This is a genomic window from Halogranum gelatinilyticum (assembly GCF_900103715.1).
In the GTDB taxonomy this organism is placed as follows: Archaea; Halobacteriota; Halobacteria; order Halobacteriales; family Haloferacaceae; genus Halogranum; species Halogranum gelatinilyticum.
Map to the genome: position 1 here is coordinate 226486 of NZ_FNHL01000003.1, position 14741 is coordinate 241226.

Consider the following 14741-nt stretch of genomic DNA (forward strand, 5'->3'; position numbering starts at 1 on the left):
ACCATGAAGAAACTCATCAACGAACCGGCGGACGTCGTCGACGAGATGCTCGACGGGATGGTCGCGGCGTATCCCGACCGACTGCGCCGACTCGACGGCTACGAGGTACTGGTCCGGGCGGACGCCCCGGTCGACGGCAAGGTCGGCATCGTCTCCGGCGGCGGCAGCGGCCACGAGCCAACACACGCGGGCTACATCGGCGACGGGATGCTCGACGGCGCGGCCGCGGGCGAGGTCTTCACCTCGCCGACGGCTGACCAACTGAACGAGATGGTCAAAGCCTGCGACGCGGGCGAGGGTGTCCTCTGCGTCGTCAAGAACTACGAGGGCGACGTGATGAACTTCGAGACGGCGGCCGAGATGGCCGAGATGGAGGACGTCGAGGTCGCACAGGTCGTCGTCGACGACGACGTCGCCGTCGAGGATTCCTTGTATACCTCGGGTCGCCGCGGCGTCTGTGGGACCATCCTCGTCCACAAGGCCGCGGGCGCGAAAGCCGCCGAGGGCGCAGACCTCACAGAGGTACAACGCGTCGCCGAGAAGGTCGTCGACAACGTCGGGACGATGGGCATGGCACTCACCTCCTGTGTCACCCCCGAGAAGGGTGAGCCGACCTTCGACCTCGGCGAGGACGAACTGGAACTCGGCATCGGTATCCACGGCGAGCCGGGGACCGAACGCGCCGACATGATGAGTGCCGACGAAATCACAGAGCACCTCACAGAGAAGGTCCTCGCCGACCTCGACCTCGATTCGGGCCAGGAGGTCGTGACCATCGTCAACGGGATGGGTGGGACGCCGATGATGGAGCTGTTCGTCGTCAACAAGCGGCTCCAAGAACTCATGGACGACCACGACCTCGTCGTCCACGACGCCTGGGTCGGCGACTACATGACCTCGCTGGACATGATGGGCTGTTCCATCACGGTCTGCGCGGTCGACGACGAGCTGAAGGAACTGCTCGACGCACCGGCCGACACGCCCGCCCTGAAGGTCCAGTAGATGGTCGACGACGACATCCAACGCGAGGCCGTCCACGCCGCCATCGAGGCCGTCGCCGACCGGCTGGTCGCCGAAAAGGCGTATCTGACAGACCTCGACTCGGCCATCGGCGACGCCGACCACGGGGCGAACATGAGTCGCGGCTTCACGAAAGTCGCCGACAAGGTAGAGGAACTCGACGGCGACGTCGGCGAGATTGTCAAGACCGTCGGTGTGACGCTCGTCTCGGAAGTCGGCGGCGCGTCGGGACCGCTCTACGGCGGCTCCATCATGCACGCCAGCCAGGAACTCGGCGACGGACTCACGAGCGAAACGAGCGTCGCCTTCGCCGAGGCCTATCTCGACAAGGTACAGGACCGTGGCAACGCCGAGGTCGGGGCGAAGACGATGGTCGACGCGCTCACCCCGGCCGTCCACAGCTACAAGAAGGCCATCGAGGTCGACGACCTCCCGCCGCTGACCGCCCTCGCGAAGGCCGTCGACGCCGCCGAGCGCGGCGTCCAGTTCACCGTTCCGCTGCGTGCGCGGAAGGGTCGGGCCTCCTACCTCGACTGGCGGTCGGTCGGCCACCAGGACCCCGGCGCGACGAGCACGCTGTTCATTCTCGAAGAGTTGCTGGCCGTCGCCGAGGAGTATCTGGAGGGCGACGTCGACGTGGACGCGAGAGCCGCGGACGCGGTCGAACGAGGCGACGACTGATGGTCGGACTCGTTGTCGTCTCCCACAGCGCGAAGGCCGCGGAGGGAATCTGTGAGGTGGCCGCCCAGATGGGGAGTGCGAAGGCCGAACTCGTCGCCGCGGGCGGCGAGGAGGACGGCGAAATCGGGACGAGCGCGCCGAAGATCAGCGAAGCCATCGAAGCCGCCGCGGACGACGACGGCGTGGTCGTCCTCGTCGACCTCGGCAGCGCGGTGATGAACGCCGAGTTGGCAATCGAGATGCTCGACGCGGACTACGAGGTCCGCATCGCCGACGCGCCGATTCTGGAGGGGACGCTGAACGCCGCCGTCACGGCCGCCGGGTCGAGGGCGACACTGGAGTCGGTGCTCGAATCGGCGGAAGACGCCCGCGAGTACCGGAAGTTGGGCTGACTACTCCTTTTCGGGCGTCGTGAGAATCTCCTCGAGTGCGTCGAGCGCGGCTTCGGCGTCCGGTCCTTCGGCGACGAGCGTGACGTCGGTGCCCGAGGGGACGTTGAGACCGGTCACGGCGAGCATACTGTTTGCGGCGACGGGGCCGCGGTCGCCGCCGACGACTTGGATGGTGACGGTCGCGTCGTACTCGCCTGCGGCTTCGACGAACTGTGCGGCAGGGCGGGCGTGAAGCCCTGCTTCGGGGACGACGGTGACGGTGCGTTCCATGCGGAGAGATGGGCGGAGAGTGACTTGATTCGTCCGCTTGCGGCGACCGCCTGCGGCCGTGTCTCGTCAGAGTCGGCGTCTGCTCACTCGCGGCCGCCGTTCAGTTCGAACAGCCGTTCGAAGACGGCCGTGGGGAACCGCGGTTCGAGCCGGCTCGGCGGCCGCCCCTTGCCGTCGACGCGTTCGGACGTGACTCGGCGCGTGATGCCGCTCTCGGCGAGTTCGTAGAGGACGCGCTTGACCGTCGCCGCCGAGAGGTCGACGGCGCGGGAGATATGCTGGCTGGCCGACTGCACGGAGCCGCGCTCTTCGGCGTCGAGTTCGAGGAGTTCTCGGAGAACGCGCTGGCGGTTAACGGGCAGCGCGAGGACGCGGCCCAACGAGACGCAGGGTCGTGGGACGGTGTCGAGACCGCTGTCGACGTCGGCCGTCGAGAGCGTTCCGCGACCGTCGGCCATCGCCTCGTCGGCCGCGCCGAAGAGTGCGGCGAGCGCGTCGTGGGCGTCGCCGTCGGCCCACTCCGCGATCCGGCGGGCCGCTCGGTGGTCGAGTGCCTGCTGAGCGAGCCCGATGGAGGCCCGCGTCATCAACACGTCGACGAGCATCTGTCGCTGGTACGGTTCGACCTGGATCGACTCGGCGGTGTACTGGGTCAAGACGGTCTCCGAAGGTGACGCGCGGCCGATGGCAAGCCAGCTGACGTTGCTCGGAAGCCCCGCAAAGAGGTCGACGAACTCGTCCTCCTCGATGTTGCCGGGTTCGCCGAGATGGTCGACGGCGACGACGACGCCAGTGTGGGAACCGCCCAGAACCGTGTGGAGCCGGGAGCGGAGCGTCTCCGTGCCGATACCGTGTTCCGGCACCGATTCGTCGACGAGCGCGTCCAACACGGCGTGGTAGAAGGCGAACTCGCTCGTCGTCTGTCTGGCGTCGACGTAGACGAACGCGGGCGACATCGGCGACTGCGCACGAGTCGTCGTGTAGATGACCGCCTGCGGTTCGGTCGGCAGCGTGTCGAGATGGCTGAACAGGGCGGTCACGACGGCCGACTTCCCCGCGCCCTTCGGGCCATAGACGTACGCGTTCGGCGGGAGCTTCCCGTCGAACACGGGGTCGAGATGATCGAGCAGCCGTTCGAGGAGCGGGCCACAGTCGACCGGCTCTTCGATGTGCGCGACCGGCGAGAGCGACTCGTAGTCGAGAATCAGCCGTGGCTCGCCGTCACGGCGCTGTCGACGTTTGATTCTCGCATCTATGTCCATGACTCCGGTGTCCTGGTTGCTATGTGTCGGTTTGCCATCCGATTCGGTGGGATAAATCGTCTACGGTTACGGTGAGTTCGCCCGACGGTAGCCGTCGGAAGACCGAGAAGACGCCGGACGTGTCGTGTCGAATCCATCTGATAGGTCGCATCTGTGTGGTGAGTCGGTAGTCGGTCCAAGCAGCACCGTTCGGGAAAACGGAGATGAACGGCGCGTGGCCTCAGAGGTAGCCCGCGTTGGGGAAGACCCCAACGAGCGCGAGGATGGCGACGATGAGCATCGACAGCGCGATGGCCATCGCCGGCGGGTCGACGTGGGTCCCCGAGTGGGCGTACATGATCCGCTGGGTCACTTCACCGAAGAGACCGCTGACCATGCCGAAGACGCCGGCGAGGAGCAGCGCGACGACGCTCCCCGCGATGGGGTCGACGACGACCGCGCCGACCGACCCCAGAAGGGTGATGTGGTGGGTCACCGGAATCTTCTCGACACCCAACTGCAGGAACAGCAGGCTCATCGCCGAGATGGCGTAGCCGAGGAAGATGCTGCCCGTCTGGATCCAGATGTAGCCGCCGAGGATACCCCCGACGAGACCGATGGTCGCGACGCCCGCCCACTTGTACTGGTGGGGGAGCCACGGCTCGGTGGCGAGACGGTCGGGGTAGAGTCCGTCCGTCGTCCCACCGTCGGCAGACGCGGCGGTCTCACCGCGCTCGAACGGCGACATGTCGAGCAGGCTCTTACCTGCTGCCTTGCCGACGAGCGGGTAACCGAAGACGACCCGCGCGATGACGGCCGTCGCAACGACGGACACTGCGATGGTGTCGGTCGGGGTTCCGACGCCCGCGAGGACGCGGTTGATGAGCATCCCGAGCACGCCGAAGACCGCGCCGACGGCGAGGATGTCCGGCTTCGTGCCGAAGGCGTAGGTGATGTCCTTGCCGAAGTGGTAGGTCACACCCTCACCGGCCATCTCGGGATACTTCTTCCCCGCGTACGCCGAGGCGGCGACGCCGCCCGCGAACGCGATGTGCGGCCCGGTGATGGCACCGAAGCCGATGACGCCGGTGATGCCCGCGGCGAGTTCGGCGGCGTCGATGCCGGGGAGGTTACCGATCTGACGCTGGAGGATGGCGACGCCCTCACCGAGGAAGACGACGAACCCCGTGAAGATGAACGCCGGCAGCGCGCCGATGGCCGCACCGAACGCACCGCCAGCGAGTGCCGTGATGAAGAGGAGGACGAACGCCTCGACCTCCATCCCGATGATCGGAACCTGTAGCAGCTGGGTGGGTATCATCGGCTACTCCTCCTGGGCCCAGTCGAGGGAGCGGTCGACCGCGTCGTGCCAGCGGTCGTAGAGCTTGTCGACGTCGTCGGCACTCTTCTCGGGCGTGAACTCGCGGTCGATCTGCCAGTTGTCGCGGAGTTCGTCGACCGTGTCCCAGTAGCCGACAGCGAGACCGGCCGCGTAGGCACTGCCGAGCGCGGTCGTCTCGTCGACCTCCGGCCGGGCGATGTCCGTCTGGATGATGTCCGACTGGAGCTGACAGAGGAAGTTGTTCTTGACCGCGCCGCCGTCGACGCGGAGCGACGTCAGCTCGACGCCCGAGTCGGCCTCCATGGCCTCGGCGACGTCGCGCGTCTGGTAGGCGATGGCTTCGAGCGTCGCCCGGACGATGTGCTCCTTCCGCGTGCCGCGGGTCATCCCGACGATGGTCCCGCGGGCGCGGCCGTCCCAGTGCGGGGCACCGAGACCGGTGAACGCCGGCACCATGTAGACGCCGTCGGTCGAGTCGACCGACCGCGCGAGTTCGGCCGTCTGGGCGGCGTTGTTGATGAGGTCGACGTCTTCGAGCCACTCGATTGCGGCACCGGTGATGAAGATGGAGCCCTCCAGTGCGTACTGGACGGGTTCGCCGGACATCTGGAAGCCGATGGTCGTCAAGAGACCGTGGTCGGAGGCGACGGCCTCGTTGCCGGTGTTCATCAGGTAGAACGACCCGGTCCCGTAGGTGTTCTTCGCGTCACCCTTGTCGAAGCAGGTCTGGCCGAACAGGGCGGCCTGCTGGTCACCGAGCGCGCCCGCGACGGGGATTTCCTCGCCGAGGAAGCCGTCGGGGTCGGTGTGGCCGTAGTGGTTCTCGTCGGACGAGGGACGGACCTCCGGCACCATCTCCTTCGGTACGCCGAACTCGTCGAGAAGTTCGTCGTCCCACTCGAGGTCGCGGATGTTGTAGAGCATCGTCCGCGACGCGTTGGTGACGTCCGTGATGTGGTTGCCCGTCAGGTTGTAGATGAGCCACGCGTCGATGGTCCCCATCAGGAGTTCGCCCTCCTCGGCACGCTTTCGGAGGTTACCCTCGCGGGAACTCTGGAGCTTGAGCGGCTCGGCGTTGTCGAGAATCCACTCGGTCTTCGTCGCCGAGAAGTACGCGTCGGCTTCGAGTCCCGTCTTCTCGCGGATGTCCTCGACTTTGCCTTCGTCCTGCAGTTCTTCGACGCGGTCGGTCGTCCGGCGGTCCTGCCAGACGAGCGCGTTGTGGACCGGGCGGCCCGACTCCTTGTCCCAGACGATGGTCGTCTCACGCTGGTTCGTGATGCCGAGTGCTTCGAGCTGACTCGCGTCGAGTCCGGCGTTCTCGAGCCCCTCGACGACGACCTCCTTGGTGTTCTCCCAGATCTCCGTCGGGTCGTGCTCGACCCAGCCCGGATTCGGGTAGATCTGTTCGTGCTTCTTGTATGCGTTTGCGACGACCTGACCGCTGTGGTCGAAGACCATGAAGCGTGTCCCGGTCGTTCCCTGATCGATCGAACCGACGTATGTGTCTACCATCTGTGTGTTCTCCGTTGGCGAGGGATGTTTATCCGAGGCCCCGCTCTATGGATAAACAATATATTGAATCATTATAAAGATTACTCCCGGTGCCGAGACGGGGGATAAAGAATCGCCGACGCGAGGGCAGACCCGCGACTGTCGGGAGATCGTCGGCCGGACAGTGAGTGACCGCAGACGGGACGAGAAGCGTCGAAACCGCGGAATCCGGGCCGTTTCGCGCCGTCGGCTGGTCTCGACGGTCCGCTGGGCTTCGTGTCTCGAAGCGGCAGCCGCCTATCGGAGTCCGCCGTCGCTGTCGTGGCTCTCGCCGTCGCGCTCCCCCTGTCGGCCGGAGCACCGAATCGAAAAAGCGGCAAGAACGACTCGGAACACGGCTCGCTGGCGGCTGTAGTTACGGCTACTCTCCTATATGCGAGTAAGTAAGTAGCGTCGTCACGTCTCCGTGCCAGCATCCGGCCGTATCGCGTGTATAAGGGCATTCTGACCGACTCTTGCACGCGTTGAACCTCCCATCGGCCATTCGTCTGTGTCTCAATACCATGCGTGAAATCATCAGCCATGGTTCCGTGACACACTCATGATTACCAATTAAATTTACTGGCAAAGTGGGGTTCAGCGGTAAAATGAAGTGTGTGCGCTCCTATTCGCCGACATAGCCGATGGTATCGACACCACATATCGCCGTAATCGGGGGTGGGTCCACGGGGTGTGGAATCGCCCGAGACCTCGCGATGCGAGGACTCGACGTGACGCTCGTCGAGAAAGGCAACCTGACACACGGGACGACCGGGCGGATGCACGGCCTCCTCCACAGCGGTGGACGCTACGCCGTCTCCGACCAGGCCAGCGCGAAAGAGTGCATCGAGGAGAACCGGGTCCTGCGGGAGATCGCGAGCCACTGCGTCGAGATGACCGGCGGGCTGTTCGTCCAGCGGCCGGAGGACGACGACGAGTACTTCCAGCAGAAGCTGGACGGCTGCCGCGAATGCGGCATCCCCGCCGAGGTCCTCACGGCCGAGGAGGCCCGCGAGATGGAACCCTATCTCGCCAAGGACATCAAGCGCGCCATCCGCGTACCTGACGGCGCGGTCGACCCCTTCCGCCTCTGCGTCGCCAACGCGGCCAGTGCCGAACAGCACGGCGCGCGCATCGAGACCCACGCCGAAGTCATCGACGTGCTCGTCGAGGACGGCGAGGTCGTCGGCGTCGAGGTCGAACACGACTCCGGGCCGGGCACGCGCAACCACAAGACCCCCGGGACGACGGAGAAGATTCGCGCCGACTACGTCGTCAACGCGACGGGCGCGTGGGCCGGCCAGCTCGGCGACATGGCCGGCGTCGACGTCGAAGTCCGACCCTCCAAGGGCGTCATGACCATCATGAACACCCGACAGGTCGACACCGTCATCAACCGCTGTCGGCCCAAGGGCGACGCCGACATCGTCGTCCCCCACGAGACGACCTGCATCCTCGGAACCACGGACGAAGAGGTCGAGGACCCCGAGGACTACCCCGAGGAGGGCTGGGAGGTCGACCTGATGATCGACACCCTCTCGGAACTCGTGCCGATGCTCAAAGACGCCCGGACGATTCGCTCCTTCTGGGGCGTCCGTCCGCTCTACGAGCCACCGGGTACGGGGACCGAAGACCCGACGGACATTACGCGGGAGTTCTTCCTGCTCGACCACTCCGAGCGTGACGACCTGCCCGGCATGACCTCCATCGTCGGCGGGAAGCTCACCACCTACCGCATGATGGCCGAGCAGATCTCCGACCACGTCTGCGAGAAGTTCGAGATCGACGCCGAGTGCCGTACGGCCGACGTGCCGCTGCCCGGCAGCGAGGACTTCACCGTCCTCCGCGACTACATGGAGGAGTTCGGGCTGCGCTCGCCCATCGGCCGTCGGAGTGCCCAGCGGCTCGGCTCGCGCGCGGACGAAGTGCTGAAGACGGACGGCCCGAACCCCGTCGTCTGTAACTGCGAGGCCGTCACCCGGGCGGAGATTCAAGACGCCATCGAGGGCTCCGGCTCGGACCTCAACGCGGTCCGCATCCGGACGCGCGCCTCGATGGGCAACTGTCAGGGCGCGTTCTGTTGCAAGCAGATGGCGAACGAACTCGGCCCCGCGTACGACGAAGAAGTCGCCCGCGAGGCGTACCACGAACTCTACCAGGAACGGTGGAAGGGCGAGCGACACGCCCTGTGGGGCACGCAGCTCTCGCAGGCGATGTTGAAGTACGCGCTGCACGCGACGACGATGAACCAGGACGGCGACCCCGCCGAACTCGATTCGAAAGTCGACTTCGGCGCGTTCGACGCCGGTCCCGGCTCCGTCGGTGGCGACGAGAGTAGCGGCACCGCGGTCGCAGATGGCGGCTCGGCCACGGACAGCCGAGACGAGGGAGGCAACCGTGCCGATTAGCGAGGACGTCGTCGTCGTCGGCGGCGGTATCGCCGGCGCGTCGGCCGCGCTCTCGGCGGCCGAGACGGGCGCGTCGGTCCGGCTCGTGACCTACAAGAAGTCGACCATGCGGTTCGCGAGCGGACTGATCGACATCCTCGGCTACACGCCCGACGGCGACGGGCCAGTCGCAGACCCCTACGACGCGCTCGGCGAACTCCCCGACAACCATCCGTACAGCATCGTCGGCGAGGACGCCGTCCGCGAGGCGTTCGCCATGTTCGACGAGGTCGCGGGCGACCTCTACCTCGGCGGTCACACCGACACCAACGCCCTCCTGCCGACCCACGGCGGGACGGTCAAGCCCACTGCTCGCTATCCGAAGACGGCGCGACACGGCCTCGCGAGCGACGACCGCGACATGTTGCTCGTCGGCTTCGAGTCGCTGCCCGACTTCGACGCGCCGCTCGCCGCAGACCACATGGGGGCGGCGGGCGTCCCGTTCGACGTCGACGGCGTCACCGTCGAGTTTCCGGAGCGGTTCCGGGCGGACGCCAAGGTGACACGCTTCGCGAAGGCACTCGACAACGACGAGAAGAGCGTCCGCCGACGGCTGGCGAAGACGGTCGAATCGCATCTCGACGGGGCCGAGCGCGTCGGCTTCCCGGCACTCCTCGGCGACGTGAAGAACGAGGAAGTGCGGGAGTCCCTCTCGGAGATGCTCGGCGTCGACGTCTTCGAGGTCCCGATGGGACCGCCGAGTCTGGCCGGTCTCCGCCTCGAAGACGCGCTGTTCGACGCGCTCGACGAGGCGGGCGTCCGCATCTCGGCGGGCAACCCTGCCGTCGGCTACGAGACCGACGAGTCGGGCGAGCGGATTACGACAGTGCTCGTCGACCAGAAGGGTCGCGAGACGCCGTATCACGCCGAACAGGTCGTGCTCGCGACGGGCGGTCTCGTCGGCAAGGGCATCGAGTCCTCGCGTGAGGCCGTCGAAGAACCCATCTTCGGCTGTCACATCCCGCACTCCGAAGACCGGTACGACTGGTTTGACCTCGACGCCTTCGGCGACCATCCCTTCGCGAAGTTCGGGGTCGTCCCGGACGACGAGTTGCGGCCGACGGACGCAGAAGGCAACGTGGAGTTCGCGAACCTGCGGGCGGCGGGCGGTATCGTCGGCGGCGCGGACTTCGCCGCCGAGAAGAGCGGCAGCGGCATCTCACTCGCCACGGGACTCGTGGCGGGCCGAAACGCAGGAACGGAGGCTACTCAATGAGTGACGCAGCAGACCCAGGCAGTTTCGAACCGGTACAGGTGTTCCCCGAGTCGGGGGATATGGACCTCCGCCCGGGAGCGGACAACTGTTACAAATGCACCACGTGCGACACGGCGTGTCCGGTCGCCGAGGTCGACGACGAGTTCCCCGGGCCGAAGTTCCAAGGCCCGGAGCAGTGGCGGCTGAAACGCAAGGAGGACGAGGCCGTCGACGACTCCATCATGTCGTGTTCGAACTGCATGCGGTGTGACGACGCCTGCCCGTCGTCGGTGCCGCTCTCGCAGATGCACAACACCGCGCGAGCGGAGTACGTCGACGAGGAGATGGACAAGCTCTCGCGGGAGTACGTTCGGAACCGCATCCTCGCGAACTACAACACACTCGCCCGGCTGGGTAGCAAGGTCCCCCGCCTCACCAACGCGGTCATGGGCAACTCGGTCGTCCAGCAGATCAACGAGAAGGTGCTCGGGATTACGGCCGAACGCGACTTCCCCGAATTCGCCGAGCAGACCTTCCGCGAGTGGTGGGACGAGCGTGGCGGGCCGCAGGTTCGCTCGGAAGAGAAGCGCGTCGCCTACTTCCACGGCTGTTACTCCAACTTCAACACGCCGGAGGTCGGCAAGGCGATGGTTCGCGTCTTCGAGGAGTTCGGCTACGAGGTCGTCGTCCCCAAACAGCGCTGTTCGGGGACGCCGATGTTCGCGAACGGGATGCTCGACGACGCCAAACGGGCCGCCGGCATCAACGCCGAGAACTTCAAGGGCCTCATCCCGGAGGGCTACGACGTCATCGCCTCCTGTACCTCCTGTTCGATGTCGCTCCGCCAGGAGTATCCCGAACTGTTCGACATCGACGGTATCGAGGATATCTCGAACCACACCTACGAGGCACTGGAGTATCTCCGCATCCACGAGGACATCCAGGGTGCCATCGACGAGGCCTCGGTCTCCGAGCAGTCGCTCGCCTACCACGCGCCGTGTCACGCCCGGAATCAGGGACTCGACCGGCAGGCCGTCGAACTCTTCCGGGAGCTGGACGGGATCACCATCGAGGACGTCGGTGACTCCTGTTCGGGCATCTCGGGGACCTACGGCTGGAAGGAGGAGAAGTACGACAAGTCGATGGCTATCGGCGAGGACATGTTCGACCACATGAACCACGCCGAGGGCAACGTCGGCATGACGGAGTGTCCGACCTGCTCGATGCAGATGGAACACGGGACCGGCTACGAGATTCGCCACCCGCTCCAGCTGCTCGAAGAAGCGCTGGTCTGACGGCCATATATTTTTCACCGAGGACAGGACCACGCCTGCCCAGCGTGCTGTAACCACCACCACGGGGCGTCCTGCGACAGTCCGACACAACCTCCCGTGAGCCGCATCACCCGCGAGACCGTGTCGGCTGTTCGAAAAAAATCGAAGTCGTCCGACTGCCCCTGCTACTCGTTCGTCCGCGCGACGCCGATGGTCACGTCGACGCCCTCGACGTCCCAGTCCTCGACGAGGTCGAACTCGCCGTCGTCGCCGTCGACGAACTCGGCCGTCCGCGTCTCCTCGGCGATGAACTCGCGGTGCTGGTCGACGAAGCCGGCGATGCGGTCGTCGGCGACATCGAGTCGCGTCCGGATGGTCTCCTCGACGTCGAGGTCGAGCTGCTTGCGCATCTCCTGGACACGCCGGACGATGTCGCGGGCGTAGCCCTCAGCTTCGATGTCCTCGGTCAGCGTCGTGTCGACGTAGACGCTGCCACCCTCGAAGTCCGAGCCGGAGATGCCCTCCGGCGGCTCGGCGTGGTACTCGACCATCTCGTCGTCGAGTGCGACCGTCTCGCCGTCGACGTCGATACCGGCCTCGACCTCGGCGCGAGGCTTGCCCTCGACGGCCTGCATGACCTTCTGGGCCTGCCCGCCGAACTCCGGCCCGATGACGCTCATCTTCGGATCGGCGTGCTCGACGAGCTCGTCGAACTGCTCGACGACGTCGAGCGACCGCGAGTTGACGCGCTCGAGGAAGAGGTCTTCCAGCGAGCGCATCGCGTCGGTGACCTCCTCATCCTGGCTCTCGACGATGACCCGCGTGACGGGCCAGCGGAGCTTACGGCCGCCCTGCTGACGAGCGGTCGCGGCGGCCTCCTCCACCCTCCGGAGGACGGCCATGTTCGTCTCCAGGTCGGGGTCGTGGTAGTCGGCGTCGACCGTCGGATAGTCGAGCATATGGACCGTCGTCTCGCTCCCGTCGAGATGCTGGTACATCTCCTCGGCGAGATACGGCGTGAACGGCGCGATGAGCTTGACGGATTCGAGAAGGACCGTCGAGAGCGTGGCGTACGCGCCGCGCTTCGAGTCGGAGTCCTCCTCCTCCCACATTCGCTCGCGGATGGCCTTCACGTAGAAGCGCGAGACGTCCTTGGTCATGAAGTCCAAGAGCGTGTTGAGCGCTTCGTGGATCTCGTAGTCGTCCCACGCGTCGGCCATCTCCTGCTTGACGCTCTGGAGCCGCGAGAGGATCCACTGGTCGACAACGGTCAGTTCGCCGTCGTCGAGGTCTGCGTCCGCCGGATCGTAGCCGTCGAGTCGCATATACGGCAGCGGGAAGCGGAACACGTTCCAGAAGATGTTCAGTCCCGACTGCATGTCGGCGAGACCGTCCCACTCGAACGAGAGGTCGACGCCCTGCTGGTCGTGGCTCAGGAGGTAAGCGCGGAGCGGGTCGCGGCCCGCACGCTCGATGGCCTCCTCGGGCGTGACGATGTTACCGACAGACTTGGACATCTTCCGGCCGTCCTTGTCGTTGGCGAAGCCGTGCATGAGGACTTCCTTGTAGGGAGATTCACCGACTGCGGCGGTACCCATCCCGAGTTGCGACCAGAACCAGCCGCGGGTCTGGTCGTGGGCCTCGATGATGAGGTCCGCGGGCCACAGCTCCTCGAAGTCCTCGGTGTTGCCGGGGTAGTCGAGCGTGCCCCACGAGGCGACGGAGGAGTCGATCCAGACGTCGAACACGTCGGGGACGCGCTCGTAGGTGACGCCGTCCTCGGTGATGGTCAGGGGGTCGACGGCAGGTCGGTGAAGGTCCATCGTCTCGGGGTCGACGTCCTGGTCGACGCGCTCGGCGAGCTCCTCGCGCGTGCCGACGACGATGAGGTCTTCGGGGTCCGGCGTCGACTCGCCTTGCGGCTTCCAGATGGGAAGCGGGATGCCCCAGTAACGCTGGCGGGAGACGTTCCAGTCCGGCGCGTCGGCGACGAAGTTCTGGAAGCGGTTGTCACGGGCCCACTGCGGATGCCACTCGCTCTCGTCGATGTTGTCCAGCAGGTCCTCCTTGATGTCGGTGATGGTGATGAACCACTGGTCGGTCGCGAGGAAGATGATGTCCGTGTCACAGCGCCAACACTGGCCGTAGCGGTGGTTGTGCGTCCCGCTGTGCAGGAGCAGTCCCTTCGCGTCGAGGTCGGCGATGATGTCGTCGTTGGCGTCGCGGACGAACGTCCCCTCGTACTTGCCCGCCTCGGCGGTGAAGTCGCCGTTGCCAGCGACGGGCGAGAAGACGTCGAGACCGAGTTCCTGTCCGCGCTCGAAGTCTTCCTGACCGTGGCCGGGTGCGGAGTGGACCAGACCCGTGCGGTCGGCTTCGACGTAGTCGCCGGTGTAGACCTGTCCGGCACCCTCGAAGTCGGCGTAGTCCGGGACTTCCTCGGCGAGCGGGTGGTCGTACTCCCAGCCGACCATCTCGCTGCCGGGGAGTTCATCGAGGACTTCGTAGTCGTCGTAGCGGCCCTTCTTCAGGGCCTCCTCGACACACGGCTCTGCGAGGTAGAGGACCTCGCGCTCACCGTTCTTGGTCGCCGCAACCTTCTGGTAGGTCATCTCCTCGCTAACGGCGACGAAGGTGTTGGCCGGGATGGTCCACGGCGTCGTCGTCCAGATGACGAGGTTTCCCTCCTGCGCTTTCAGGGGGAACTTCACGTAGATGCTGGGCGACTCGATCTCGTGGTACTCGACCTCGTTGTCGGCGATGGCCGTCTCACACCGCGGACACTGGTTGATGGCGCGCTTGCCCTGCTTGACGAGGCCGTTCTCGTGGACGTTCTGGAACGCCCACCACGTCGCCTCCATATAGTCGGGCGACATCGTCTCGTAGGGGTTGTCCCAGTCCATCCAGGCACCGATGGACTGGAAGTCGCCGTCCATGTTCTCGCGGTTGCGCTCGGCGAACTGCTTACACTCCTCGATGAACGCCTCGACGCCGAACTCCTCGATGTCCTTCTTCGAGTCGAAGCCGAGTTCCTCCTCGACTTTGACCTCGATTGGGAGTCCGTGCATGTCGTAGCCGGGGCGGTCGGTCACGCGGTGGCCGGTCATCCGCTTGTACCGGATGACCGCGTCCTTCAGCGTCTTGTTCCACGCCGTCCCCAGATGCATCTGCCCCGAGGTGTACGGCGGCCCGTCGACGAAGAAGAAGGCGGGGTCCTCGGCGTGTGCCTCCTTCGTCGCCTCGTAGGCGTCGTGCTCGTCCCAGTACGCCTCGGCCGAGGTCTCGACGTCCTCGGGGGTGTACTGGTCGCTGATATCCTCCATACTGGGTGGAACTGGCCGTGCAT

11 protein-coding genes are annotated in these 14741 nt (G+C 65.9%); 6 read left to right on the forward strand and 5 right to left on the reverse strand.

The genetic code is table 11. The annotated features are described in order from the left end of the window. The first annotated feature begins 3 nt into the window (after positions 1-3). From dhaK to dhaM, 3 genes are read left to right on the forward strand one after another with little or no spacing between them, the layout of a single operon-like run. Positions 4-1002, forward strand: coding sequence for a dihydroxyacetone kinase subunit DhaK (gene dhaK / locus BLR57_RS12480; RefSeq protein ID WP_089697970.1), 999 nt, complete (start codon positions 4-6; stop codon positions 1000-1002). Then, entirely contained in the window at positions 1003-1701 is a 699-nt protein-coding gene (dhaL, locus tag BLR57_RS12485) for a dihydroxyacetone kinase subunit DhaL (protein WP_089697971.1), read from the forward strand. After that, entirely contained in the window at positions 1701-2093 is a 393-nt protein-coding gene (gene dhaM, locus BLR57_RS12490; RefSeq protein WP_089697973.1) for a dihydroxyacetone kinase phosphoryl donor subunit DhaM, read from the forward strand. Before dhaL ends, dhaM begins: the two co-directional genes overlap by 1 nt. Here dhaM and BLR57_RS12495 read toward each other — a convergent pair whose 3' ends face one another. The 4 genes from BLR57_RS12495 to glpK form a co-directional block, all read right to left on the reverse strand. Further along, a complete protein-coding gene (locus BLR57_RS12495; RefSeq protein ID WP_089697975.1) occupies positions 2094-2363 on the reverse strand; it encodes an HPr family phosphocarrier protein in 270 nt (89 codons plus the stop codon). It lies immediately after the preceding gene. Between the two features lie 83 nt (positions 2364-2446). Then, a complete protein-coding gene (locus BLR57_RS12500; protein WP_089697977.1) occupies positions 2447-3625 on the reverse strand; it encodes a Cdc6/Cdc18 family protein in 1179 nt (392 codons plus the stop codon). 220 nt (positions 3626-3845) lie between these two features. After that, entirely contained in the window at positions 3846-4925 is a 1080-nt protein-coding gene (locus BLR57_RS12505) for a DUF7973 family transport facilitator (protein ID WP_394327575.1), read from the reverse strand. A 3-nt stretch (positions 4926-4928) separates the two neighbouring features. Next, a complete protein-coding gene (gene glpK, locus BLR57_RS12510; protein ID WP_089697979.1) occupies positions 4929-6461 on the reverse strand; it encodes a glycerol kinase GlpK in 1533 nt (510 codons plus the stop codon). Positions 6462-7123: 662 nt separating this feature from the next. Here glpK and glpA point away from each other — a divergent pair. From glpA to BLR57_RS12525, 3 genes are read left to right on the forward strand one after another with little or no spacing between them, the layout of a single operon-like run. Then, positions 7124-8887 (forward strand): anaerobic glycerol-3-phosphate dehydrogenase subunit GlpA, encoded by a 1764-nt coding sequence (gene glpA / locus BLR57_RS12515; RefSeq protein ID WP_089697981.1) that lies wholly within the window; start codon positions 7124-7126, stop codon positions 8885-8887. Beyond that, the gene (glpB, locus tag BLR57_RS12520) at positions 8877-10142 is read left to right on the forward strand and encodes a glycerol-3-phosphate dehydrogenase subunit GlpB (RefSeq protein WP_089697984.1); all 1266 of its coding nucleotides are present in this window, start codon (positions 8877-8879) and stop codon (positions 10140-10142) included. The genes glpA and glpB overlap by 11 nt, the downstream gene beginning before the upstream one ends. Further along, a complete protein-coding gene (locus tag BLR57_RS12525) occupies positions 10139-11416 on the forward strand; it encodes an anaerobic glycerol-3-phosphate dehydrogenase subunit C (RefSeq protein ID WP_089697986.1) in 1278 nt (425 codons plus the stop codon). The genes glpB and BLR57_RS12525 overlap by 4 nt, the downstream gene beginning before the upstream one ends. A 164-nt stretch (positions 11417-11580) precedes the next feature. Here the strand turns inward: BLR57_RS12525 and ileS are convergent, their stop codons facing one another. Continuing rightward, positions 11581-14718: an isoleucine--tRNA ligase gene (gene ileS / locus BLR57_RS12530; protein ID WP_089697988.1), complete on the reverse strand. Its 3138-nt coding sequence runs from the start codon at positions 14716-14718 to the stop codon at positions 11581-11583. Positions 14719-14741: the final 23 nt, after the last annotated feature.

What these genes read in the sequence shown, in the direction of transcription:
- dhaK (WP_089697970.1), top strand. Translation starts at nt 4, where the DNA reads ATGAAGAAACTCATCAACGAACCGGCGGACGTCGTCGACGAGATGCTC.
- dhaL (WP_089697971.1), top strand. Translation starts at nt 1,003, where the DNA reads ATGGTCGACGACGACATCCAACGCGAGGCCGTCCACGCCGCCATCGAG.
- dhaM (WP_089697973.1), top strand. Translation starts at nt 1,701, where the DNA reads ATGGTCGGACTCGTTGTCGTCTCCCACAGCGCGAAGGCCGCGGAGGGA.
- BLR57_RS12495 (WP_089697975.1), bottom strand. Translation starts at nt 2,363, where the DNA reads ATGGAACGCACCGTCACCGTCGTCCCCGAAGCAGGGCTTCACGCCCGC.
- BLR57_RS12500 (WP_089697977.1), bottom strand. Translation starts at nt 3,625, where the DNA reads ATGGACATAGATGCGAGAATCAAACGTCGACAGCGCCGTGACGGCGAG.
- BLR57_RS12505 (WP_394327575.1), bottom strand. Translation starts at nt 4,925, where the DNA reads ATGATACCCACCCAGCTGCTACAGGTTCCGATCATCGGGATGGAGGTC.
- glpK (WP_089697979.1), bottom strand. Translation starts at nt 6,461, where the DNA reads ATGGTAGACACATACGTCGGTTCGATCGATCAGGGAACGACCGGGACA.
- glpA (WP_089697981.1), top strand. Translation starts at nt 7,124, where the DNA reads ATGGTATCGACACCACATATCGCCGTAATCGGGGGTGGGTCCACGGGG.
- BLR57_RS12525 (WP_089697986.1), top strand. Translation starts at nt 10,139, where the DNA reads ATGAGTGACGCAGCAGACCCAGGCAGTTTCGAACCGGTACAGGTGTTC.
- ileS (WP_089697988.1), bottom strand. Translation starts at nt 14,718, where the DNA reads ATGGAGGATATCAGCGACCAGTACACCCCCGAGGACGTCGAGACCTCG.